Origin of the sequence: Pseudomonas sp. GM50, from assembly GCF_000282375.1 — a bacterium.
GTDB lineage: Bacteria > Pseudomonadota > Gammaproteobacteria > Pseudomonadales > Pseudomonadaceae > Aquipseudomonas.
Window position 1 is genome coordinate 43,808 of record NZ_AKJK01000052.1, and the last position, 24,413, is coordinate 68,220.

Sequence of the window (24,413 nt, forward strand, 5' to 3'; positions counted from 1 at the left end):
GGCCTCATCAACGAGGCCACACATCCATTACCGACTCAAAGGTCTCAGAAAAGCTTCCGGCCTTTGTTCGCCGCGATGCGCATGCGCAAGGCGTTGAGCTTGATGAAGCCCGCCGCATCGGCCTGGTTGTAGGCGCCGCCATCTTCCTCGAAGGTCGCGATGTTGGCGTCGAACAACGACTCGTCGGACTTGCGGCCGGTGACGATCACGTTGCCCTTGTACAGCTTCAGGCGCACTACGCCGTTCACATGGGCCTGGGAAGCATCGATCATCTGTTGCAGCATCAGACGCTCAGGGCTCCACCAGTAACCGGTGTAGATCAAGCTGGCGTATTTAGGCATCAGCTCGTCTTTGAGGTGAGCCACTTCGCGGTCCAGAGTGATCGATTCGATCGCACGGTGAGCGCGCAGCATGATGGTGCCGCCCGGGGTCTCGTAGCATCCGCGGGACTTCATGCCGACGTAGCGGTTTTCGACGATGTCCAGACGGCCGATACCGTGTTCGCCACCGATCCGGTTCAGGGTCGCCAGCACGGTGGCCGGGGTCATTTCGACGCCGTCCAGTGCGACGATGTCGCCGTTGCGGTAGGTCAGTTCCAGGTACTGCGCTTTATCAGGAGCCTTCTCCGGGGAGACGGTCCAGCGCCACATGTCTTCTTCGTGCTCGGTCCAGGTGTCTTCCAGCACGCCGCCTTCATAGGAGATGTGCAGCAGGTTGGCATCCATCGAATACGGGGATTTTTTCTTGCCGTGACGCTCGATCGGGATGTTGTGCTTTTCAGCGTAATCCATCAGCTTTTCACGGGAGAGCAGGTCCCATTCGCGCCAAGGAGCAATCACTTTCACGCCTGGCTTCAAGGCGTAGGCGCCCAGTTCGAAACGAACCTGGTCGTTGCCCTTGCCGGTCGCGCCGTGGGAAATGGCGTCAGCGCCGGTTTCGTTGGCGATTTCGATCAAGCGCTTGGCGATCAACGGACGAGCGATGGAAGTACCCAGCAGGTACTCGCCTTCGTAAACGGTGTTGGCGCGGAACATCGGGAACACGAAATCGCGCACGAATTCTTCGCGCAGATCGTCGATGTAGATTTCTTTTACGCCCATGGCCTGTGCCTTGGCGCGGGCCGGTTCGACCTCTTCGCCCTGACCCAGGTCAGCGGTGAAGGTCACTACTTCACAGTTATAAGTATCCTGCAGCCACTTGAGGATCACCGAAGTGTCCAGGCCGCCGGAATACGCCAGAACGACCTTGTTTACGTCCGCCATGCCATCACTCCACGGGGTTCTACGGAAAGCCGTCAAGTCTACCGCTCATGCAGGATAATTTACAGAGGCGCGACAGCTTATGACGACGAAGCGACAGATTATGTCGAGCGAGCGACGATTTCAGCAGGTTCAGGAGGTCTTCGCGCTGCCCGCGGAAGCGGTGGCTTGAGGCGCCGGTTGCTCGGTCGGCGCGACCCGTTCAAGACGTACGGCAACCCGGCGGTTCTTCGCCCGATTGGCGGCATTGGTGTTCGGCGCCAGAGGATAGCGCTCACCGTGAAAACGCAGGGTGATCTGCGATTCCTGAATACCATTGGCCTTGAAGAAATCCATCACGGCCAACGCCCTGCGTCGCGACAGTTCGCGGTTGGTCAGGCGGTTGCCGCTGTTGTCGGAATGGCCGTCGAGTTCAATGTGGTTGACCGTCGGATCGGCTTTCATGAACTCCAGCATGACCTGCAAATGGGCCTTGGCTTGGGCGTCGAGATCGATGCCCTCCCCCGGAAAGCCGACTTCGGATTGCTTCACCTGTTCAAAATTCTGCGGCAGCAACTTGGCCACGCACCCCTGATAGTCACTGTAGGCCTTGCTGAATTTGACCGGGAGCAGGCGGACTTCAGATACCCGACCGTCACCCGAGGAGTGTCGAACGACCGGGCTGCGACCATCCATCAACCCGCTGATCAGGCGCCCGGCCTGAACTTGCGAGCTGTTGAACAGCACGTTGCCACTACCGATTCGTACCGAGCCCAGGTTGATGTCGCCACGCCCCGGCTGCCATGGCGCAGCGGCCGCCAGCAAGGTCGCGGAACCGCCACCGATCATCGAGTTGTAGGCCTTCAGACGAAATGTCGCCTGCTCGCCAGCGCGACGCACGAACTCTCCCGAACCGAAATCGGTGATGGGTTGAGTCAGGCGGCATTCGAACTTGTCACCTTCGACCGTCCACTCGATGCTCTCCAGACGGGTCTGGAAAGTGAGCGCCATCGCGGGAAGGCTGGCAAACACACTGAGCAAGGCTAAATAACGCTGGCGCACGGGAGGCTCCACTGGCTTCTGCAACAAAAAGACCGACACACATATTTACGGCATACCTGTTGGATATCGGAAGCTTGCCGCAAAACTTGATAGCGAGTGCCTGCAAGAGTCTTTTCCGGTAGCATTCCCCTGAGTTTGACCCGCCTGGAATCCCCTCATGTCCGACCGCCTGACCCTGCTGCGTCCCGACGACTGGCATATTCATCTTCGCGATGGTGCTGTGTTGACCAATACCGTTGCGGATGTCGCGCGCACCTTTGGCCGCGCCATCATCATGCCCAACCTGGTACCTCCGGTGCGTAACGCCGCTGAAGCCGACGGCTATCGCCAGCGAATTCTCGCTGCACGCCCGGCCGGCAGTCGCTTCGAACCGCTGATGGTGCTGTACCTGACCGACCGCACACAGCCCGAAGAAATTCGCGAGGCCAAGGCCAGCGGTTTCGTTTACGCCGCCAAGCTGTACCCGGCCGGCGCGACCACCAACTCGGATTCTGGCGTCACCAGCATCGACAAGATTTTCCCCGCACTCGAGGCCATGGCTGAAGTCGGGATGCCCTTGTTGGTTCACGGTGAAGTCACCCGTGGCGATGTCGACGTGTTCGATCGCGAAAAAATCTTCATCGATGAGCACATGCGTCGAGTGGTCGAGCGTTTCCCGACCCTCAAAGTGGTGTTTGAACACATCACCACCGCTGATGCCGTGCAGTTCGTCAACGAGGCTTCGGCCAACGTTGGCGCAACCATCACCGCGCATCACCTGCTGTACAACCGCAACCACATGCTGGTGGGCGGGATTCGGCCGCACTTCTACTGCCTGCCGATCCTCAAGCGTAATACCCACCAGGAAGCCCTGCTCGACGCCGCCACCAGCGGCAGCGACAAGTTCTTCCTCGGCACCGACTCGGCACCGCATGCCCAGCACGCCAAGGAAGCGGCTTGCGGTTGTGCCGGTTGCTACACCGCTTATGCCGCGATCGAGATGTATGCCGAAGCCTTTGAACAGCGCAACGCGCTGGACAAGCTCGAAGCCTTCGCCAGCCTCAATGGCCCGCGTTTCTACGGCCTGCCGGCGAACACCGATCGCATCACCCTGGTCCGCGATGAGTGGACCGCCCCAACCAGCCTGCCGTTTGGCGAGCTGACTGTAATCCCGCTGCGCGCCGGTGAAAAACTGCGCTGGCGCCTGCTGGAGGAACACGCGTGAGTGAAGACCATTTCGACGACGAACAGGACGGTAATGGCGGCGGAGGCGGTTCCCGCCATCCAATGGCAGCCAGGTTCCGTGGTTACCTGCCGGTCGTTGTCGACGTAGAAACCGGTGGCTTCAACTCGGCCACCGATGCCCTGCTGGAAATCGCCGCCACCGTGATCGGCATGGATGAAAAAGGCTTTGTGTACCCTGAACACACCTATTTCTTCCGGGTCGAGCCTTTCGAAGGCGCGAACATCGAAGCGGCAGCCCTGGAATTCACCGGAATCAAGCTCGATCACCCGCTTCGCATGGCGGTGAGTGAAGAAGCGGCCCTGACCGATATCTTCCGCGGTGTGCGCAAGGCTCTGAAGGCCAACGGTTGCAAACGGGCGATTCTGGTCGGGCACAACAGCAGCTTCGACCTGGGCTTCCTCAACGCCGCTGTCGCGCGCCTGGACATGAAACGCAACCCGTTTCACCCGTTCTCCAGCTTCGACACGGCGACCCTCGCCGGTCTGGCCTACGGTCAAACCGTATTGGCCAAGGCCTGCCAGGCAGCCGATATCGACTTCGACGGTCGCGAGGCCCACTCGGCCCGCTACGACACCGAGAAGACGGCTGACCTGTTCTGCGGCATCGTCAATCGCTGGAAACAAATGGGCGGCTGGGAAGACTACAACGACTGATCCGTCACTGATCTGTGGCGAGAGAGCTTGCTCTTATCGCCACAAGTGAACAGCCTGGGTTTATCCCGCCCATAAAAAAACCGGCCTTGGCAGCCGGTTTTTTTATGCCTCGAACGTGCCTTACAGCGCAGCAGCGTTCTCGGTCAGGTAAGCCGCAACACCTTCGGTGGAAGCGGTCATGCCTTTGTCGCCTTTTTTCCAGTTGGCAGGGCAAACTTCGCCGTGCTCTTCGTGGAATTGCAGAGCGTCGACCAGACGGATCAGCTCTTCGATGTTACGGCCCAGCGGCAGGTCGTTGATGATCTGCGAGCGGACAACGCCTTTGTCGTCGATCAGGAACGCGCCACGGAAAGCCACGCCGCCTTCGGACTCAACGTCGTAGGCCTTGGCGATTTCGTGCTTCAGGTCGGCCGCCATGGTGTAGCGAACTTCGCCGATGCCACCATTGTTGACCGGGGTGTTGCGCCAGGCGTTGTGGGTGAAGTGCGAGTCGATCGAAACGGCTACCACTTCCACGTTGCGTGCCTTGAAGTCAGACATGCGGTTGTCCAGAGCGATCAGCTCGGACGGGCAAACGAAGGTGAAGTCCAGTGGGTAGAAGAACACCAGGCCGTATTTGCCTTTGATGGCCGAGGACAGGGTGAAGCTGTCTACGATTTCGCCATTGCCGAGTACGGCCGGTACGGTGAAGTCAGGGGCTTGTTTGCCTACGAGTACGCTCATTGGATATCTCCTGGTGTAATAACGGTGAAGTACAGGGTTCGTATCAGCCTGCCACCCTCAGGCGACAGCCCTGTGACACGATCCCCCTTCGCAAAAGGCCGACCATCATACACCGCGTTTTTGACCTGTCCTCAACGGTTTTTTCTGCCAGGTGAAAGGCCGCTGCTATATTTTCCTCATGGAAGGTGTGAGAAGAAGCCGTTCGTCAGTCACACGCCCTTATGACGAAAACCTTCAGAAACCACTTTGACAATCATTCTCGTTAACATTAAGATCCATCGCAATTGAGTCACAACCAGCGACGGTTCTCACTTATGTATGTCTGCCTCTGCACTGGCGTCACCGACGGTCAAATCCGCGATGCAATCTATGAAGGTTGCTGCAGCTATCGGGAAGTCCGTCAGGCCACTGGCGTTGCCAGCCAATGCGGTAAATGCGCCTGCCTTGCAAAGGAAGTGGTCCGCGAAACCCTGGGCAAACTGCAATCGGCCCAGGCGGCGATCCCCTACCCCGCAGAATTTACCGCCGCATAACTACCGTATTTCAAAGAACCGGACTTGATGTCCGGTTTTTTTATGTCTGGAAATCAATCGCTTAGGCTCTAGACGCGGAACACAAACATTCTTATTCCGATTAATTTTCATTTAAGTTTCAATAACTTAGGTTTGACACTCTTAATTACGCGGCTCAAACTCTGCCTTATAGACAGCTACTCAGGGCAGGACCCCATCATGAAAGGCGACGTTACAGTCATCCAGCATCTCAACAAGATCCTTGCCAATGAGCTGGTCGCGATCAACCAATACTTTTTGCATGCACGCATGTATGAAGATTGGGGCCTGAACAAGCTCGGCAAGCACGAGTACCACGAATCCATCGACGAGATGAAGCACGCTGACAAGCTGATCAAGCGCATCCTGTTCCTTGAAGGTCTGCCGAACGTCCAGGACCTGGGCAAGCTGCACATCGGCGAACACACCAAGGAAATGCTTGAGTGTGACTTGAAGATCGAGCGCGACGGCCATGCCGATCTGAAAGTCGCTATCGCTCACTGCGAAACTGTCGGCGACTTCGGTAGCCGTGAACTGCTCGAAGACATTCTTGAATCCGAAGAAGAACATATCGACTGGCTGGAAACCCAACTGGGCCTGATCGATAAAGTCGGTCTTGAGAACTATCTGCAGTCGCAGATGGGCGAAGAATAAATGTTACGCCGCTAATTGCGATGTAATAAAAAGCCCCGCTCTCTTTTAAAGAGGCGGGGCTTTTTAATGACCGCTCTTGTAGGAGCGAGGCTTGGTGGCGAGGGGGCTTGCCCCCGTTGGGCCGCGCAGCGGACCCAGGACCTGCGAGCGCTACGCACTCGAACGGGGGCAAGCCCCCTCGCCACCAAGCCTCGCTCCTACAGGTACCGAATCAGGCGTCGGTCTTGTTGGCAGCAGCAGCTTCAACAGCAGCTTTGATCGTCGCTTGCAACGAACCGTCGGCAGCCATTTCAGTCATGATGTCACTACCGCCAACCAGTTCGCCGCCGACCCACAGTTGCGGGAAGGTTGGCCAGTTGGCGTACTTTGGCAGGTTGGCGCGGATTTCCGGGTTCTGCAGGATGTCCACATAGGCAAACTTTTCGCCACAGGCCATTACAGCCTGAGCGGCTTTCGCGGAGAACCCACACTGTGGGGCATTCGGCGAGCCTTTCATGTAAAGCAGAATGGTGTTGTTGGCAATCTGCTCTTTAATCGTTTCGATGATATCCATGGAGCACCTCGGCTGAACTTTCCGACTCAGTGGTCGGCACGGTGGCGCATTGTAACGGAAACCCGAGCGCCATGCTCGGCCTCCCCGACAGTCATGTTCACGCCACCGCCACGGTCACCGGTACGCCGTTCAACGCCGCATTGCCCGACAACTCATCGAGCTGACATTCGTCAGTCAGGTCATTGGCGCTGGAGCCGGGTTGGCCGCTGGCAATCGTCATCTGCACACCCGGTCGCGCGTGACCCCAACCGTGAGGAAGGCTGACCACACCTTTCATCATATCCAGGCTGGCGATCACTTCAACCTCGATCACACCGACCCGCGAACTGACGCGCACCCGCTGCCCGTCGCTGAGCCCGCGACTGGCCAAGTCGTCCGGATGCATCAGCAGTTGATGACGCGGCTTGCCCTTCACCAGACGGTGATAGTTGTGCATCCATGAGTTGTTGCTGCGCACATGACGGCGGCCGATCATCAGCAGCTCATCGGCGACCGGTGCTTGTAAAGCCGCGAAGCGCGTCAGGTCGGCGAGGATCTCGACGGGTGCTGCCTGGACTCGTTGATTGGCGGTCTTCAGGCGTGGCGCCAGGTTGGGTTTGAGCGCCCCGAGATCGATACCGTGAGGATGATCGAACAAGGTCGCCAGCGACAATTTGTGTTCCGAAGCGTCGCCATACAGGCCCATTCGCAGCCCTCGGTCGATCATCTGCGCCGGCGCGATGGTCGGTTTCAGCTCCTTGCCAGTCTTCGCCGCAAAGGCGTTGGCCAGCCCGACGAAGATTTCCCAGTCATGCAGCGCGCCTTCGGGCTTGGCGAGGATCGCCCGGTTGAAGCGGGTGACGTTGCGCACCGCGAACATGTTGAACGTGGTGTCGTAATGATCGTTTTCCAGCGCAGACGTCGACGGCAGGATCAGGTCGGCATAACGCGTGGTTTCATTGATGTACAGGTCAACGCTGACCATGAACTCCAATCCGTCCAGCGCCTGCTCGAGTTGTCGGCCATTGGGCGTGGACAGCACCGGATTACCCGCCACGGTGATCAGCGCGCGGACCTGCCCTTCCCCTTCGGTGAGCATCTCTTCGGCCAGCGCCGATACCGGCAGTTCTCCAGAGTATTCCGGACGTCCGGACACGCGACTCTGCCACCGGTTGAAATGCCCGCCCGAGGTCGATGCCACCAGATCCACCGCAGGCTCGGTGCACACCGCACCGCCCACCCGGTCGAGGTTGCCGGTGACCAGATTGATCAGTTGCACCAGCCAGTGGCACAGGGTACCGAAAGCCTGGGTCGAAACGCCCATGCGGCCGTAGCAGACCGCTGTCGGCGCTGCCGCGAAGTCGCGCGCCAGTTGGCGAATCTGCTCGGCGGGCACCGCGCACAGCGGGCTCATGGCCTCGGCGGTGAACCCTGCGATTGCCTCACGCACTTCATCCAGGCCATCGACCGGTAAATGACTATCGCGGGTCAAGCCTTCGGTAAACAAGGTATTGAGCAGCCCGAACAACAGCGCCGCATCGCCACCGGGGCGCACGAACAAATGCTGATCGGCAATCGCCGCCGTTTCGCTGCGACGCGGATCGACCACCACCACTTTGCCGCCCCGCGCCTGAATCGCCTTGAGGCGTTTCTCTACATCCGGCACGGTCATGATGCTGCCGTTGGAGGCCAGTGGATTGCCGCCCAGGATCAGCATGAAATCGGTGTGATCGATGTCCGGGATCGGCAACAGCAAGCCGTGGCCGTACATCAAATGACTGGTCAGGTGATGGGGCAACTGGTCGACCGACGTCGCGGAAAACCGGTTGCGGGTTTTCAACAAGCCGAGAAAATAATTGCTGTGGGTCATCAACCCGTAGTTGTGCACGCTGGGGTTGCCCTGATAGACCGCCACCGCGTTCTGCCCGTGACGCTCCTGAATCGCCGCCAGGCGTTCGGCGACAAGGGCAAAGGCGTCTTCCCACTCGATAGGCTGCCATTCGCTGCCTACTCGCAGCATCGGCTGACGCAGGCGATCCGGATCGTTCTGAATGTCTTGCAGGGCAACCGCTTTGGGGCAGATATGCCCGCGGCTGAAGGTGTCTTGGGGGTCACCCTTGATCGAGCTGATCTGTACGCCGTTGCCTTCGACCTCGGTGGTTTCGATGGTCAGGCCGCAGATGGCTTCACACAGGTGGCACGCACGGTGATGGAGAGTCTTGGTCATGGCCAGTCTCTGTTTTGTTCTGGGCGGGCAATATCGGCCGCGGGAACAAAACTATGGCGCGCGACTCACCCCTTGGCCAGCGACGTTCGTCTTGTGAATCGGCGGCCATCAAGCCAGCCAATGGCAGCAAGGGATCAGTTCGACGGCAGACTCGGCGGCGCCTGCAACTGGATCTCCTCGATGGTTTCGATCTGCTCATGGGCAACATGCACGCCGGTGAGCTCGCCGATCAGTCGCCAATGCTCGTCGAGCCCGGCGCTGACGGTCGCCATGCGGTCGATCATGCGCCGGCCAGCTACCTTCGTGACTTCGTCTTCACTGCGCAACAGCTCGAAAGACATCGAGGTCATGGAAGCAGTGAGGTGGGTCAGGGAGCGGGCCGTCAGGCCGAGTAGCTCCATCAACAGCTGTTCTTTCGATTCCATTCCAAGGGCTTCCTGCGTCGCTCGTGCTCTAGTTATAACCCAGCACTTTGCTTTAGCAAATGTTTGGACGAGACACAATGCCCGCCAAAGGCCCGAATGACAGGTCAAAAACCGACCGCCAGCGTGTCGCCCGCGCCCTGTTTGATTGCCAAGCCCGGCGAGCGCGGTGTACAAATGGTTGGCTGCTGTCAGGAAACAGGCTTCAAAAGCGCTACTGCGGTCACCCGTAGCCCCTCTGAAATCCTCTAAACACCGTAGCCCATTGGAAAAACGCGACATTTAATGTCAATATCGCGCCTTCCCCTATTTCGTCGCCCCGTGCGGCTTACGCCGCAGGTCTCGCCCGTTTTTCAGTTAAACAAGGCTTTGAGTATCTGCGGTCTGTTGCAAAAAGGTAGTCAATGATGAGCGCAAGGCACTTTCTCTCCCTGATGGATTGCACGCCCGAAGAGCTGGTCAGCGTGATCCGTCGAGGCGTTGAGCTCAAGGACCTGCGTAACCGCGGCGTACTGTTCGAGCCTTTGAAGAACCGCGTCCTGGGGATGATCTTCGAGAAGTCCTCGACCCGCACCCGTATCTCGTTTGAAGCCGGCATGATCCAGCTCGGTGGCCAGGCGATCTTCCTGTCGCCACGCGATACGCAACTGGGTCGCGGCGAGCCGATCGGCGACTGTGCCATCGTCATGTCGAGCATGCTCGATGCGGTGATGATCCGTACCTTTGCCCACAGCACCCTGACCGAATTCGCCGCCAACTCCCGCGTGCCGGTGATCAACGGCCTGTCCGATGACCTGCACCCCTGCCAGTTGCTGGCCGACATGCAAACTTTCCTCGAACACCGCGGTTCGATTCAAGGCAAGACCGTGGCCTGGATCGGCGATGGCAACAACATGTGCAACAGCTATATAGAAGCGGCGATCCAGTTCGACTTCCAGTTGCGCATCGCCTGCCCGGAAGGTTACGAACCCAACCCTGAGTTCGTGGCTCAAGCCGGCGATCGGGTAACCATCATCCGCGATCCGCAGGAAGCCGTGCGCGGCGCGCATCTGGTGAGCACCGACGTCTGGACCTCCATGGGCCAGGAAGAGGAAACCGCCAAGCGCCTGAAGTTGTTCGCACCGTTCCAGGTCAACCGTGCCCTGCTCGACCTGGCCGCGCCGGACGTGCTGTTCATGCATTGCCTGCCGGCCCACCGTGGCGAGGAAATCAGCCTTGACCTGCTCGACGACTCGCGCTCGGTGGCCTGGGATCAAGCCGAAAACCGTCTTCACGCACAAAAGGCCCTGCTTGAGTTTCTGGTCCCACCTTCGTACCACCACGCATGAGCCAGACCTTACTGCTGAACCTGCGCAACCTGGCCTGCGGTTACCAAAACCAGCGGGTCGTGCAGAACCTCAACCTGCATTTGAATGCCGGCGACATCGGTTGCCTGCTGGGGTCTTCGGGCTGCGGCAAAACCACCACCCTGCGGGCAATTGCCGGTTTTGAACCGGTGCACGAAGGTGAAATCCAGCTGGCGGGCGAGACCATCTCCAGCGCCGGCTTCACCCTCGCCCCGGAGAAACGCCGGATCGGCATGGTGTTCCAGGATTACGCACTGTTTCCGCATTTGAGCGTGGCCGAGAACATCGCTTTCGGGATCCGCAAGCACCCGCAAAAGGATCGCATCACCGAAGAGCTGCTCGAACTGGTCAACCTGAAAAACCTCGGCAAGCGTTTCCCCCATGAGCTGTCCGGTGGCCAACAGCAACGTGTCGCCCTCGCCCGCGCCCTGGCGCCGGAACCGCAACTGCTGTTGCTCGATGAGCCGTTCTCCAACCTCGACGGTGAACTACGACGCAAGCTCAGCCATGAGGTACGCGACATTCTCAAGGCTCGCGGCACCAGTGCGATCCTGGTGACCCACGATCAGGAAGAAGCCTTCGCGGTCAGCGACCACGTGGGCGTTTTCAAGGAAGGTCGCCTGGAGCAGTGGGACACGCCCTACAACCTCTATCACGAACCACTGACGCCATTCGTGGCCAGTTTCATTGGCCAGGGTTACTTCATTCGCGGTCAGTTGAGCAGCCCGGAATCGGTGCAGACCGAGCTGGGTGAATTGCGCGGCAACCGTGCCTACACCTGGCCGATCGGATGCGCCGTGGACGTGTTGTTGCGTCCGGACGATATCGTCTATGCGCCGGACAGCCCACTGAGGACGCAGATTGTCGGCAAGAGCTTCCAGGGGGCATCAACCCTGTACCGCTTGCAGTTGCCTACAGGCGCACAGCTGGAGTCGATTTTCCCGAGCCATGCCGATCATCTGGTCGGTGCTGAAGTAGGTATTCGGGTGGCGGCTGAACACCTGGTGTTGTTCCAGGCGTCCGGCAGCACGGCGGCGCAAATTCCGGTGATCGAATCCGGTGTTCGGCGGTACAGCTCCGCCAGCTGACACCAGGATCTGTAGGAGCGAGGCTTGCCCGCGAAGGCGTCGTATCAGTCGACATCATCGTTGACTGGCATGACGCCTTCGCGGGCAAGCCTCGCTCCTACATAAAAAATCATCCGAGCAATAATGTGCCGCTCGCAACCAGCGTCGCATTCCCGCCAATACTCACTCGATCCCCTTCCAGCTGGCAAAACAACTCCCCGCCCCGCCCCGAGCACTGATAAGCCGTCAGACTCGACTTGTTCAAGCGTTCCGACCAGTACGGAATCAGGCTGCAGTGGGTCGATCCGGTCACCGGGTCTTCGTTGATACCGATTGCTGGCGCAAAGTACCGCGATACAAAATCATGCGTGTTGCCCTTGGCCGTCACAATGGCGCCTGGCCACGGCAGTTTTGCCAGCGCAACCATGTCCGGCTGACAATCGAGCACGGCTTGCTCGGACTCCAGCACCACGAACAATTCTTTGGAACCCAACACATCGACTGCTTTCACACCCAAGGCGTGCTCGACATCCAGGATCACGCCCACTTCTGTCGGCACGATGGCCGGGAAATCCAGCCACAAGCGCGTGCCCTCACGGCTGACACTCAGCGGGCCGGACTTGCAGATGAAGTCCAGTCGTTCGGCCGGCTCCTTATAGATTTCAAACAGAACATAGGCGCTGGCCAGGGTCGCATGGCCGCATAACGGGACTTCGGTGGTCGGGGTAAACCAGCGGATGTGCCAGACGGAACCCTCACGGACCAGAAATGCGGTTTCGGCGAGGTTGTGTTCGGCGGCGATTTTTTGCATCAACTCATCGTCGAGCCAGGTATCGAGCCGGTACACCATCGCCGGGTTGCCACTGAACGGCCGATCACTGAACGCGTCGACCTGATGAAACTCTAGCTGCATGCCACTTCTCCCTTTTTCAGGTCGACGAGCATGGCGCCACGAAGAGCCCTTCACCAGTGACAGAGCGAATCAATTTTCACCATACAGCGCCGGGCTGAACGCCCGAGGCCTTCTGCTCAGGCGCGACCGATGTCGGCGAACTTCGCCTGGGTGTGTTCGGCCAATACGGCGGGCGCCAGTTCGACTTCCAGTCCACGCCGTCCGGCGCTGACAAAGATGCTGGAAAAAGGCTGAGCTGAACTGTCAATAAAGGTACGCAGGCGCTTCTTCTGCCCGAGCGGACTGATACCCCCTAACAGATACCCTGTCGATCGCTGTGCAGCAGCGGGATCAGCCATTTCGACTTTCTTCACGCCAGCGGCCTGTGCCAGCGCCTTCAAGTCCAGACTTCCGACGACCGGCACCACTGCCACCAACAGTTCCCCCTTTTCGCTGGCCGCCAGCAATGTCTTGAACACCTGGGCCGGGTCCAAGCCCAGTTTTTCCGCGGCCTCCAGACCATAGGACGCGGCCTTCGGATCATGTTCGTAACTGTGCACGCGATGTTCGGCACGAACTTTTTTCAACAAATCCAATGCGGGGGTCATGGCAGCTCCAAGCTTGGCGGCAGAAGAAAAATACTGCGCAGATTCTAGGTCATTGATCGATAAAAGGCTCTATTACAACGCTATTTCAAAAGCTTGGCCGGGCTTCAGTGCCGTTCGTCCACGGTCAGCCTCCCCGATGAACGATGTGATCATTCACGTGACTAATAGTTGAAATATGACTGACAGTTCACTTTCGACCTTTGACAGCAGCGTTTCTTGTCTATATTTTTTCGAATCTGAATACTGTACGAATGTCTCACTGCAGCATCCAGCAGCAAGCCGAGCCCAGGATGGGGATCCTCCTCGGTGAAAATCGCGCTTTGACCTTGATGAAAAAGCGCCAGACAACAACAAAAACGAGGTTTTCAATGACAACTGCTTTACAACAACCGTCGCTCTCGAGCCAATGCATGGCCGAGTTTTTGGGTACTGCACTGCTAATCTTTTTCGGTACTGGCTGTGTTGCCGCGCTCAAGGTGGCGGGTGCCAGCTTTGGGCTATGGGAAATCAGCATTATCTGGGGGGTTGGCGTCAGCATGGCGATCTACCTCACCGCCGGCGTTTCCGGTGCGCACCTCAATCCTGCCGTGAGCATCGCGCTGAGCATTTTCGCTGACTTCGAAAAGCGCAAACTGCCTTTCTATATCTTCTCCCAGGTGGCCGGCGCCTTCTGCGGGGCCTTGTTGGTTTACACGCTGTACAGCAACCTTTTCTTCGATTTCGAACAAACTCACCAAATGGTTCGTGGCACCCAGGCCAGCCTTGAATTGGCTTCGGTGTTCTCCACTTTCCCGAACCCTGCCCTGACCACAGCCCAGGCCTTTTTGGTAGAAGTGATCATCACCGCCATCCTGATGGGCGTGATCATGTCGTTGACCGACGACAACAATGGCCTGCCCAAAGGGCCGCTGGCACCGTTGCTGATCGGCCTGCTGATTGCCGTGATCGGTAGCTCGATGGGCCCACTGACCGGTTTTGCGATGAACCCGGCCCGCGACTTCGGTCCTAAACTAATGACTTTTTTCACAGGCTGGGGTGAAATTTCCTTCACTGGCGGGCGCGATATCCCGTACTTCCTGATCCCGTTTTTTGCACCGATTGTCGGTGCCTGCCTCGGTGCTGCAGCTTATCGCGGGCTGATTGCCCGCCATCTGCCCAGCGCCATACCTGCTACAAAGGATGCAACACCGGCCATTGACGGCAAACCAAGAACGTCTTGAAACCGTTGGCGCGTGATCCTGCCCATGTGGTCCCGCGCCTGACCTCACTTCCTAATTTTCGTCCAAGGCAATCGACATGACCGACATACAGAATAAGAACTACATCATTGCCCTCGATCAGGGTACGACCAGCTCCCGCGCGATCATTTTCGACCGTGACGCGAACGTGGTCTGCACCGCCCAACGCGAATTTGCACAGCATTACCCACAAGCCGGCTGGGTCGAGCATGACCCGATGGAAATCTTCGCCACCCAAAGCGCCGTGATGGTCGAGGCTCTGGCTCAAGCCGGCCTGCATCACGATCAGGTCGCGGCCATCGGCATCACCAACCAGCGCGAAACCACCGTGGTCTGGGACAAGACCACCGGCCGCCCGATCTACAACGCGATCGTCTGGCAGTGCCGCCGCAGCACCGAGATCTGCCAGCAGCTCAAGCGCGATGGCCACGAGCAATACATCAGCGACACCACTGGCTTGGTCACCGACCCGTACTTCTCTGGCACCAAGCTCAAGTGGATCCTCGACAACGTCGAAGGCAGCCGCGAGCGTGCGCGCAAGGGTGAACTGCTGTTCGGCACTGTCGATAGCTGGCTGATCTGGAAATTTACCGGCGGCAAGGTGCACGTCACCGACTACACCAACGCCTCGCGCACCATGCTCTTCAATATCCATACGCTGGAGTGGGACGCGAAGATGCTGGAAGTCCTCGACATCCCGCGCGAGATGCTCCCGGAAGTTAAATCGTCGTCCGAAATCTACGGCCACACCAAAAGCGGCATCGCCATTGGCGGGATCGCCGGCGACCAGCAGGCGGCCCTCTTCGGCCAAATGTGCGTCGAGCCAGGCCAAGCGAAAAACACCTACGGCACCGGTTGCTTCCTGCTGATGAACACCGGCGACAAAGCAGTGAAATCCAAACACGGCATGCTCACCACCATCGCTTGTGGCCCGCGTGGCGAAGTGGCCTACGCCCTGGAAGGCGCGGTGTTCAACGGTGGCTCCACCGTGCAGTGGCTGCGTGACGAGTTGAAAATCATCAACGACGCCCACGACACCGAATACTTCGCCAACAAGGTCAAGGACAGCAACGGTGTGTACCTGGTGCCGGCCTTCACCGGCCTGGGTGCTCCGTACTGGGACCCGTATGCCCGTGGCGCGCTGTTCGGCCTGACCCGCGGCGTACGCGTGGATCACATCATTCGCGCCGCGCTGGAGTCGATTGCCTACCAGACCCGCGACGTTCTGGACGCCATGCAACAGGATTCCGGTGAACGCCTCAAATCCCTGCGCGTGGACGGCGGCGCAGTGGCGAACAACTTCCTGATGCAATTCCAGGCCGACATCCTCGGCACTCAGGTCGAGCGTCCGCAAATGCGCGAAACCACAGCGTTGGGCGCCGCTTACCTGGCGGGTCTGGCGTGTGGCTTCTGGGGCAGCCTGGACGAGTTGCGCGGCAAGGCCGTGATCGAGCGCGAGTTCGAACCGACGCTGGACGAAACCGCGAAGGAAAAACTCTACGCTGGCTGGAAAAAAGCCGTCAGCCGCACTCGCGACTGGGAACCGCACGAAGGCGCTGAATAAGCCAAGGACGGGTTCTAACTGGCAGGGAGCAGATTCCTCCGGCATCATGGGCAAATTTTGCACGGCAGCCCAAAGGAAGCCCCATGAATCTGCCTCCCCGTCAGCAGCAAATCCTCGAACTGGTCCGCGAACGCGGCTATGTCAGCATCGAGGAAATGGCCCAGCTGTTCGTCGTTACACCGCAAACCATCCGCCGCGATATCAATCAACTGGCGGAAGTGAATCTGTTGCGTCGCTACCACGGCGGCGCAGCCTACGACTCCAGCGTCGAAAACACCGCCTACGCGATGCGCGCCGACCAGATGCGCGATGAAAAGCAGCGTATCGGCGAAGCCATTGCCGCTCAGATTCCCGATCACGCCTCGCTGTTCATCAATATCGGCACCACCACCGAATCCATCGCTCGGGCGCTGCTCAACCACAACCACCTGAAGATCATCACCAACAACCTGCACGTGGCCTCGATGCTCAGCGCCAAGGACGATTTCGATGTGCTGCTGACCGGTGGCAACGTGCGGCGTGACGGTGGCGTGGTTGGTCAGGCGAGTGTCGACTTCATTAACCAGTTCAAGGTCGACTTCGCGCTGGTCGGCATCAGCGGTATTGATGAAGACGGCAGTTTGCTGGACTTCGATTATCAGGAAGTACGGGTGTCCCAGGCGATCATCGCCAACGCCCGGCAGGTGATTCTGGCGGCTGACTCCAGCAAATTCGGGCGCAACGCCATGATTCGCCTGGGGCCGATCAGCCTGATCGATTGCCTGGTCACCGACCAGCAGCCTTCGCCGGCCCTGGCGCAGTTGTTGAGCCAGCACAAGATTCGGCTGGAAGTCGTGTAAGCACATCGGCCCGTTGTGGCGAGGGGGCTTGCCCCCGTTGGGCCGCGAAGCGGCCCCAAAACCATTCACCGCCAATCCCTCAGTTAAACATCGCAACCCGCTCTGCGACTGCTGCGCAGCCGAACGGGGGCAAGCCCCCTCGCCACAAAACCGCGTCTAAATGTTCGAAAATTTTCCTTTAACCGCCCTTCGATCAGTATTTTCAATCGAAGCACACTGGCTGTGGGCGTCTTTATGGGCTAATATTTTCGCAAATGAACATTAATGTTCGAATTCAAATATAGAAATTCAAAAACCCGAGGCCAGCCGATGCCCACTTCTACCTTGCCTATGCCCCCTCTCGCCGAGGTCTACGATATCGCCGTCATCGGTGGTGGGATCAATGGCGTGGGGATCGCAGCGGATGCCGCCGGTCGCGGTCTTTCGGTGTTCCTTTGCGAAAAGGATGACTTGGCCAGCCACACCTCGTCCGCCAGCAGCAAGCTGATCCACGGTGGCCTGCGCTATCTCGAACATTACGAATTTCGCCTGGTGCGCGAAGCTCTCGCCGAGCGTGAAGTATTGCTGGCCAAGGCGCCGCACATCGTCAAACAGATGCGCTTCGTGCTGCCGCACCGCCCGCACCTGCGTCCGGCCTGGATGATCCGCGCCGGCCTGTTCCTTTATGATCACCTCGGCAAACGGGAAAAACTCGAAGGCTCGAAAAGCCTGAAGTTCGGCCCGGACAGTGCACTGAAAAGCGAAATCACCAAAGGCTTCGAATATTCCGATTGCTGGGTCGATGACGCACGTCTGGTCGTGCTGAACGCCATGGCCGCCCGCGAGAAAGGCGCTCACGTTCACACCCAGACCCGCTGCGCCAGTGCCCGTCGCACCAAGGGCCTGTGGCACCTGAATCTGGAACGTGCCGATGGCAGCCTGTTTTCGATCCGCGCCAAAGCGCTGGTGAATGCAGCCGGCCCGTGGGTCGCCAAGTTCATCCGTGACGACCTGAAGATGGAATCGCCGTACGGCATCCGTTTGATCCAGGGCAGCCACCTGATCGTGCCGAAGCTGTATGAAGGCGAACACGCGCACATTCTGCAAAACGAAGATCAGCGCATCGTGTTCACCATTCCGTACCTGAACCACTTCACCCTGATCGGCACTACCGACCGCGAGTACACCGGTGACCCGGCCGCAGTTGCAATCACCGAAGGCGAAACCGATTACCTGCTCAAAGTGGTCAACGCCCACTTCAAGAAGCAAATCAGCCGCGACGATATCCTGCACAGCTATTCCGGTGTTCGTCCGTTGTGCAACGACGAATCCGACAACCCGTCGGCCGTCACCCGCGACTACACCCTGGCATTGTCGGGCAGTGCCGAAGAAGCGCCGCTGCTGTCGGTGTTCGGCGGCAAACTGACGACTTACCGCAAACTGGCCGAATCGGCGCTGGCGCAACTGGCACCGTACTTCACGCACATCAAGCCGAGCTGGACTGCCAGCGCTACCCTGCCCGGCGGCGAAGACATGACCACCCCGCAGGCCTTGAGCTCGCGGATCCGCGACAAGTTCGACTGGGTGCCCACCGAAATCGCCCGACGCTGGGCCACTACTTACGGCAGCCGCACCTGGCGCATGCTCGAAGGTGTGGAAAGCCTCAGCGACCTGGGCGAACACATCGGCGGCGGTCTCTACACCCGCGAAGTCGATTACCTGTGCAGCGAAGAGTGGGCGACCACCGCCCACGACATTCTGTGGCGCCGCAGCAAGCTTGGGCTGTTCACTACCCAGGCGGAACAGCAGAAGCTCAAGGATTACCTGAACAAGGTCGAACAGAACCGCAGCAAGATCGAAGCGGCCTGATCGGCAATTCGGTTGAACCAGAAGCCCCTGAATCTCACGACTCAGGGGCTTTTTCATAACCCGCAAGACTGTAGGAGCGAGGCTTGCCCGCGAATGGATCACCGCGGTCTGCCTGGAGCACCGCGTTATCGTTCTTCGCGGGCAAGCCTCGCTCCTACAGGTTGAGGGGGGATTCATTCGGTTTTCCGAACGCGACTTGTCAGTCGATTCGGATAACCGGATTACTGATCGTGAAAAAATGCGCCATAAAAATTTAATAGCCTTACAAATCAATATCTTGAGCCATATCGCCTAGCCTGGCACGAGTCATGCTCTACACTCTTGGACGAATGTTCGCTGCGCCACCCCTTCAGGAGCCCGCAAGCATTCGAAGCACCAAAAAGGGCCGATGAACTGGCTCCATATAAAAACAATGTCGAGGAAAATTTGATGCGCATCGTTCCCCATATCCTGGGCGCAGCCATTGCTGCCGCTCTGATTAGCACTCCAGTTTTCGCTGCCGAACTCACCGGCACACTGAAGAAGATCAAAGAGTCCGGCACCATCACCCTCGGGCATCGTGACGCTTCCATTCCGTTTTCCTATATCGCGGACGCTTCCGGCAAACCGGTTGGCTACTCCCACGATATCCAGCTGAAAATCGTCGAAGCCATCAAGAAAGACCTGGACATGCCCAACCTCCAGGTCAAATACAACCTGGTGACCTCGCAAACCCGTATCCCGCTGGTGCAGAACGGCACCGTGGACGTCGAGTGCGGTTCCACCACCAACAACGTCGAGCGTCAGCAACAAGTTGACTTCTCCGTCGGCATCTTCGAAATCGGCACCAAGCTGCTGGCCAAGAAAGATTCCCCATACAAAGACTTCGCCGACCTCAAAGGCAAGAACGTCGTGACCACCGCCGGCACCACGTCCGAGCGCATCCTCAAGTCGATGAACGCCGACAAGCAGATGGGCATGAACGTGATCTCCGCCAAGGACCACGGCGAGTCCTTCCAGATGCTGGAAACCGGCCGTGCCGTTGCTTTCATGATGGACGACGCCTTGCTGGCTGGCGAAATGGCCAAGGCCAAGAAGCCGACCGACTGGGTCGTGACCGGTACTCCACAGTCCTTTGAAGTCTACGGTTGCATGGTCCGCAAGGGCGACGCGCCGTTCAAGAAAGCTGTCGACGACGCCATCGTCGCGACCTATAAGTCCGGCGAGATCAACAAGATCTACGAAAAATGGTTCATGCAGCCAATCCCGCCAAAAAACCTGAACCTGAACTTCCCGATGAGCGACGAGCTCAAGGCCCTGATCGCCAATCCGACCGACAAAGCGGCTGACGAAAAGAAATCCTGATTTCTGACTAACCTTATCCCCTGAGAGAGCCTTTGCCCTTTCAGGGGTTGTCACTCCCTGCTGGCATTTCTGGAAACACTCGAACCGGTGGTTGTCGAGCCGCTCGTGTGTGCCTGATCTTCAAGATCGGGCGGGAACGGAGCTTCCCCAGGCGGGCATTTGTAAATCGAACGAATCCGAGGGGAGACCCTAATGAATTACAACTGGGACTGGGGCGTGTTCTTCAAGTCCACCGGCGTGGGCAGCGAGATTTATTTCGACTGGTACCTCTCCGGTTTGGGCTGGACCATCGCCATTGCCGTCGCAGCCTGGATCATCGCGCTGCTGCTGGGCTCGATTCTGGGCGTCATGCGCACGGTACCGAATCGCATCGTATCGGGCATCGCGACCTGCTACGTCGAACTCTTCCGTAACGTGCCGCTGCTGGTTCAGCTGTTCATCTGGTACTTCCTGGTGCCCGACCTGCTGCCTGCGGACATCCAGGAGTGGTACAAGCAGGATCTCAACCCGACCACCTCGGCCTTCCTCAGCGTCGTCGTGTGCCTGGGTCTGTTCACCACCGCCCGGGTGTGCGAACAAGTGCGCACCGGTATCCAGGCGCTGCCTCGCGGCCAGGAATCCGCCGCCCGTGCCATGGGCTTCAAGCTGCCACAGATCTACTGGAATGTGCTGCTGCCCCAGGCATACCGCATCATCATTCCGCCGCTCACCTCGGAATTCCTGAACGTATTCAAGAACTCGTCCGTGGCATCGCTGATCGGCCTGATGGAACTGCTCGCGCAGACCAAACAGACCGCAGAGTTCTCCGCCAACCTGTTCGAAGCCTTCACCCTGGCAACGCTGATCTACTTCACACTGAACATGGGCCTGATGCTGCTGATGCGCATGGTCGAGAAGAAAGTCGCCGTACCGGGCCTGATTTCCGTAGGGGGTAAATGATGGAATTCGACTTCTCGGGCATCATCCCGTCCCTGCCGGGTTTGTGGAACGGCATGGTCATGACCCTGCAACTGATGGCGCTGGGCGTCGTCGGCGGGATCATCCTCGGCACAATCCTGGCGCTGATGCGTCTGTCCCACAGCAAACTGCTGTCGAACATTGCCGGCGCCTACGTTAACTACTTCCGCTCGATCCCGCTGCTGCTGGTCATCACCTGGTTCTACCTGGCGGTGCCGTTCGTACTGCGCTGGATCACCGGCGAAGACACCCCGATCGGCGCGTTCGCCTCGTGCATCGTGGCGTTCATGATGTTCGAAGCGGCGTACTTCTGCGAAATCGTCCGGGCCGGCGTGCAATCGATCCCCAAGGGCCAGATGGGTGCTGCCCAAGCATTGGGCATGGGTTACGGCCAGATGATGCGATTGATCATCCTGCCGCAAGCGTTCCGCAAGATGACCCCGCTGTTGCTGCAACAGAGCATTATCCTGTTTCAGGACACCTCGCTGGTTTACGCGGTCGGTCTGGTGGATTTCCTCAATGCCTCGCGCGCCAGTGGCGACATCATCGGTCGCTCCAATGAGTTCCTGATCTTCGCAGGTCTCACGTACTTCACAATCAGCTTTGCCGCCTCGCTGCTGGTCAAGCGTCTGCAAAAAAGGTTTGCCGTATGATCTCTATCAAGAACATCAACAAGTGGTATGGCGACTTCCAGGTACTGACTGATTGCAGCACCGAGGTCAAAAAAGGCGAAGTGATCGTGGTGTGCGGGCCGTCTGGCTCCGGAAAATCCACCCTGATCAAATGCGTCAACGCGCTGGAACCGTTCCAGAAAGGTGACATCGTGGTCGACGGCACCTCCATCGCCGACCCGAAGACCAATCTGCCAAAACTGCGTTCGCGCGTCGGCATGGTGTTCCAGCATTTCGAACTGTTCCCGCACCTGAGCATCATCGATAACCTGACCATCGCGCAAATCAAGGTGCTGGGCCGCGGCAAGGAAGAAGCCACCAAAAAAGCCCTGCAACTGCTTGAGCGCGTCGGCCTCTCCGCCCACGCCAAAAAGCACCCGGGCCAACTCTCCGGCGGTCAGCAACAGCGTGTGGCGATTGCCCGTGCGCTGGCGATGGACCCGATCGTCATGCTGTTCGACGAACCGACTTCGGCGCTGGACCCTGAAATGGTCAACGAAGTACTCGACGTGATGGTGCAACTGGCCCACGAAGGGATGACCATGATGTGCGTGACCCACGAAATGGGCTTCGCCCGCAAGGTAGCGGACCGGGTGATCTTCATGGACCAGGGCAAGATCATCGAAGACTGCAAGAAAGAAGAGTTCTTCGGCGACATCAATGCCCGTGCCGAGCGTACACAGCACTTCCTCGCGAAGATTTTGCAGCACTAAGGCACCGGGCACCACTTGTGTGGGAGTGAACCGTTTTTCGTAGGAGCCAGGCTTGCCGGCGAAGGCGCACTTAAGGACGCCTTCGCCGGCAAGCCTGGCTCCTACGGGATCCGGTTGGGCTTGCCCTCTCACACAGCAGCTCCCACAGGGCTCGTGGGTATATGGATATTTGTGTTGTGGTTGACCCAAGGCATCTGTGATGAAATGCGACTCCACTCTCTATCGCGCCGCGCCGCCATCACTCGCCGTGAAACCCCGTTTGATTCGCCATCTGTTCCTGCCGCCGCTGATCATCGCCCTGATGATCGGCTTGGGTTACATCGGCTTCTGGGTCAGTGAACACTACGGAATTCGCAGCCTCAGCGAGAACGGCCAGCGTCAGCTGGAACTGCACGCCCGCGCCGTCGAAAGCGAGATCAGCAAGTACACCTACCTGCCCAGCCTGCTGGAACTCGAATCCAGTGTTTCCAGGCTGTTGGCCGACCCATCGCCGGAACTCCGGCAGACGGTCAACGAATACCTTGAAGGCCTGAACCGGCGCAGCCGCAGTCGGGCCATCTATGTGATGGACACCACCGGTCGCGTACTGGCCACCAGCAACTGGCGCGATGTCGACAGTTATCTGGGTGAAGACCTGTCCTTCCGCGCCTATTTCCAGAATGCCGTGCGCGGTCAGCCGGGGCGTTTCTATGGCATCGGCAGCACCAGTGGCGAACCCGGCTATTACCTGGCTCATGGCCTGGAAGAGCACGGCAAGATCATCGGCGTTGCCGTGGTCAAGGTCCGCCTCGAAGCCATGGAAGAACGCTGGCAGCGTGCGCGCCTGGAAGCCTTCGTCAGCGACGAGAACGGCATCATCATTCTCTCCAGCGATCCGGCGCGGCGGCTTAAATCGGTTGTGCCATTGAGCGAGGAAACCAAGGAAAAACTGGCCCGTAGCCTGCAGTACTACTGGTTTCCGCTGAACGAACTGCAACCGCTGGCGCGGGAGAAACTGGCCGAAGGCGAGGAAAAACTGACCTTCCCCGCCAACAGCGAACTGGAGTCCGATGAAGAGAACATCAGCTACCTCTCGCAAACCCGTCCTCTAAGCGACACACCATGGAATTTCACCCTGCTCACGCCCCTGCAAGACCTGCGGCGTGAAGCGATCAATCAGGGGATCCTGGTGGCAGTGGCGTTTGCCCTGGTGGCGTTTCTGTTGATCGCCTGGAACGAGCGGCGCAAGGTCATTGCCACCCGCCTCGCGGCGCGGGAAGCCTTGCAGGAAGCCAACAATCAACTGGAGCGTCGGATTACCGAACGCACCACCGACCTGCGTGCCAGCAACGAACGGCTCAAGGGCCAGATCCGTGAACGCCGGCAAGCGGAAGAGACGTTGCGCCGCGCCCAGGATGAACTGGTCCAGGCCGGCAAACTGGCGGCCATCGGCCAGATGTCCACCAGCATCGCCCACGAATTGAACCAGCCGTTGGCCGCCTTGCGGACCTTGTCCGGCAATACCGTGCGCTTTCTGGAACGCGGTCAGCTGGATGTGGCCAGCACCAACCTCAAGACCATCAATGAACTGATCGACCGCATGGGCCGGATCACCGCCAGCCTGCGTTCCTTCGCCCGGCGCGGTGATGACAAGGGTCAGGCCAGTTTTGGTAAAGCCGTGGACGCCGCCCTGCAATTGCTGGGCAGCCGGATGGAAAGCGCGCACCTGCAATTGCATCGCGACCTCGAAGACGTGCAGGTACAGATCGACCAGACTCGTCTGGAGCAGATTCTGGTCAACCTGATCGGCAACGCGCTCGACGCCATGCAGTCGCAGCCCCAGCCAGAGTTGTGGCTTGAAGCCGAAGAATTCGACGGCAAGTATCGCCTGCGGGTGCGTGACAATGGCCACGGCATCGATGCCGAAGCGCGCAAGCATCTGTTCGAACCGTTCTTCACCACCAAACCCGGCGAACAAGGCCTGGGCCTCGGCCTGACGCTGTCAGCAAGCCTGGCCGCCGCCACTGGCGGGCACCCGGGGGTCGAACACCCGGCCAGCG

At 58.9% G+C, this 24,413-nt stretch carries 23 protein-coding genes; 15 read left to right on the plus strand and 8 right to left on the minus strand.

Annotation, left to right across the window (positions count from 1 at the left end):
- Nucleotides 1-44: 44 nt before the first annotated feature.
- A complete protein-coding gene (locus PMI30_RS16705; RefSeq protein ID WP_008009296.1) occupies nt 45-1,262 on the minus strand; it encodes an argininosuccinate synthase in 1,218 nt (405 codons plus the stop codon).
- A gap of 129 nt (nt 1,263-1,391) precedes the next feature.
- The gene (locus PMI30_RS16700) at nt 1,392-2,300 is read right to left on the minus strand and encodes a flagellar protein MotY (protein WP_008009298.1); all 909 of its coding nucleotides are present in this window, start codon (nt 2,298-2,300) and stop codon (nt 1,392-1,394) included.
- Between the two features lie 157 nt (nt 2,301-2,457).
- Between PMI30_RS16700 and pyrC the strand changes: the two genes are divergently transcribed.
- Both pyrC and rnt read left to right on the plus strand, forming a co-directional pair.
- The gene (gene pyrC, locus PMI30_RS16695) at nt 2,458-3,504 is read left to right on the plus strand and encodes a dihydroorotase (protein WP_008009300.1); all 1,047 of its coding nucleotides are present in this window, start codon (nt 2,458-2,460) and stop codon (nt 3,502-3,504) included.
- Nucleotides 3,501-4,178, plus strand: coding sequence for a ribonuclease T (gene rnt, locus PMI30_RS16690; RefSeq protein ID WP_007898509.1), 678 nt, complete (start codon nt 3,501-3,503; stop codon nt 4,176-4,178). Before pyrC ends, rnt begins: the two co-directional genes overlap by 4 nt.
- Before the next feature lie 120 nt (nt 4,179-4,298).
- Here the strand turns inward: rnt and PMI30_RS16685 are convergent, their stop codons facing one another.
- Nucleotides 4,299-4,901, minus strand: a complete 603-nt coding sequence (locus PMI30_RS16685; RefSeq protein WP_007898510.1) for a peroxiredoxin — start codon at nt 4,899-4,901, stop codon at nt 4,299-4,301.
- A 314-nt stretch (nt 4,902-5,215) separates the two neighbouring features.
- Between PMI30_RS16685 and PMI30_RS16680 the strand changes: the two genes are divergently transcribed.
- Both PMI30_RS16680 and bfr read left to right on the plus strand, forming a co-directional pair.
- The gene (locus tag PMI30_RS16680) at nt 5,216-5,434 is read left to right on the plus strand and encodes a bacterioferritin-associated ferredoxin (protein WP_007898511.1); all 219 of its coding nucleotides are present in this window, start codon (nt 5,216-5,218) and stop codon (nt 5,432-5,434) included.
- 198 nt (nt 5,435-5,632) lie between these two features.
- Nucleotides 5,633-6,106 (plus strand): bacterioferritin, encoded by a 474-nt coding sequence (gene bfr, locus PMI30_RS16675; protein WP_007898512.1) that lies wholly within the window; start codon nt 5,633-5,635, stop codon nt 6,104-6,106.
- A 211-nt stretch (nt 6,107-6,317) separates the two neighbouring features.
- Here bfr and grxD read toward each other — a convergent pair whose 3' ends face one another.
- From grxD to PMI30_RS16660, 3 genes are all read right to left on the minus strand, one after another.
- Nucleotides 6,318-6,659, minus strand: coding sequence for a Grx4 family monothiol glutaredoxin (grxD, locus tag PMI30_RS16670; protein ID WP_007898513.1), 342 nt, complete (start codon nt 6,657-6,659; stop codon nt 6,318-6,320).
- Nucleotides 6,660-6,756: 97 nt separating this feature from the next.
- Nucleotides 6,757-8,865 carry a molybdopterin oxidoreductase family protein gene (locus PMI30_RS16665; protein WP_008009303.1) on the minus strand — a complete coding sequence of 703 codons (2,109 nt, stop codon included), beginning with the start codon at nt 8,863-8,865 and terminating at the stop codon, nt 6,757-6,759.
- Nucleotides 8,866-8,999: 134 nt separating this feature from the next.
- Nucleotides 9,000-9,290: a hypothetical protein gene (locus PMI30_RS16660; RefSeq protein WP_007898515.1), complete on the minus strand. Its 291-nt coding sequence runs from the start codon at nt 9,288-9,290 to the stop codon at nt 9,000-9,002.
- 404 nt (nt 9,291-9,694) lie between these two features.
- Here PMI30_RS16660 and argF point away from each other — a divergent pair, with 404 nt between their 5' ends.
- Both argF and PMI30_RS16650 read left to right on the plus strand, forming a co-directional pair.
- Entirely contained in the window at nt 9,695-10,615 is a 921-nt protein-coding gene (argF, locus tag PMI30_RS16655; protein ID WP_032835346.1) for an ornithine carbamoyltransferase, read from the plus strand.
- Nucleotides 10,612-11,721, plus strand: coding sequence for an ABC transporter ATP-binding protein (locus PMI30_RS16650; RefSeq protein ID WP_008009307.1), 1,110 nt, complete (start codon nt 10,612-10,614; stop codon nt 11,719-11,721). Before argF ends, PMI30_RS16650 begins: the two co-directional genes overlap by 4 nt.
- Before the next feature lie 109 nt (nt 11,722-11,830).
- Here the strand turns inward: PMI30_RS16650 and PMI30_RS16645 are convergent, their stop codons facing one another.
- Entirely contained in the window at nt 11,831-12,613 is a 783-nt protein-coding gene (locus PMI30_RS16645; RefSeq protein ID WP_008009310.1) for a PhzF family phenazine biosynthesis protein, read from the minus strand.
- Between the two features lie 116 nt (nt 12,614-12,729).
- Nucleotides 12,730-13,200 carry a Cys-tRNA(Pro) deacylase gene (gene ybaK / locus PMI30_RS16640; protein ID WP_008009311.1) on the minus strand — a complete coding sequence of 157 codons (471 nt, stop codon included), beginning with the start codon at nt 13,198-13,200 and terminating at the stop codon, nt 12,730-12,732.
- Nucleotides 13,201-13,568: 368 nt separating this feature from the next.
- On the opposite strand from ybaK, the gene PMI30_RS16635 reads away from it, so the two are divergent.
- The 9 genes from PMI30_RS16635 to PMI30_RS16595 all read left to right on the plus strand — a co-directional run.
- The gene (locus PMI30_RS16635) at nt 13,569-14,420 is read left to right on the plus strand and encodes an MIP/aquaporin family protein (RefSeq protein WP_008009315.1); all 852 of its coding nucleotides are present in this window, start codon (nt 13,569-13,571) and stop codon (nt 14,418-14,420) included.
- Nucleotides 14,421-14,496: 76 nt separating this feature from the next.
- Complete coding sequence (gene glpK / locus PMI30_RS16630) at nt 14,497-16,002, plus strand: glycerol kinase GlpK (RefSeq protein WP_008009318.1); 1,506 nt, start codon at nt 14,497-14,499, stop codon at nt 16,000-16,002.
- Between the two features lie 83 nt (nt 16,003-16,085).
- On the plus strand, nt 16,086-16,841 hold the full coding sequence (locus PMI30_RS16625; RefSeq protein WP_007898523.1) for a DeoR/GlpR family transcriptional regulator: 756 nt from the start codon (nt 16,086-16,088) through the stop codon (nt 16,839-16,841).
- 309 nt (nt 16,842-17,150) lie between these two features.
- Nucleotides 17,151-18,689, plus strand: a complete 1,539-nt coding sequence (glpD, locus tag PMI30_RS16620; RefSeq protein WP_008009320.1) for a glycerol-3-phosphate dehydrogenase — start codon at nt 17,151-17,153, stop codon at nt 18,687-18,689.
- Nucleotides 18,690-19,118: 429 nt separating this feature from the next.
- Entirely contained in the window at nt 19,119-20,033 is a 915-nt protein-coding gene (locus tag PMI30_RS16615; protein WP_008009322.1) for a glutamate/aspartate ABC transporter substrate-binding protein, read from the plus strand.
- A gap of 192 nt (nt 20,034-20,225) precedes the next feature.
- Complete coding sequence (locus PMI30_RS16610; protein ID WP_008009324.1) at nt 20,226-20,972, plus strand: amino acid ABC transporter permease; 747 nt, start codon at nt 20,226-20,228, stop codon at nt 20,970-20,972.
- Nucleotides 20,972-21,643 carry an amino acid ABC transporter permease gene (locus tag PMI30_RS16605; RefSeq protein ID WP_032835350.1) on the plus strand — a complete coding sequence of 224 codons (672 nt, stop codon included), beginning with the start codon at nt 20,972-20,974 and terminating at the stop codon, nt 21,641-21,643. The genes PMI30_RS16610 and PMI30_RS16605 overlap by 1 nt, the downstream gene beginning before the upstream one ends.
- Complete coding sequence (locus tag PMI30_RS16600; protein WP_007898528.1) at nt 21,640-22,374, plus strand: amino acid ABC transporter ATP-binding protein; 735 nt, start codon at nt 21,640-21,642, stop codon at nt 22,372-22,374. The genes PMI30_RS16605 and PMI30_RS16600 overlap by 4 nt, the downstream gene beginning before the upstream one ends.
- A 199-nt stretch (nt 22,375-22,573) precedes the next feature.
- The coding region (locus tag PMI30_RS16595; RefSeq protein WP_008009327.1) for a sensor histidine kinase at nt 22,574-24,413 on the plus strand (1,840 nt) is incomplete at its 3' end.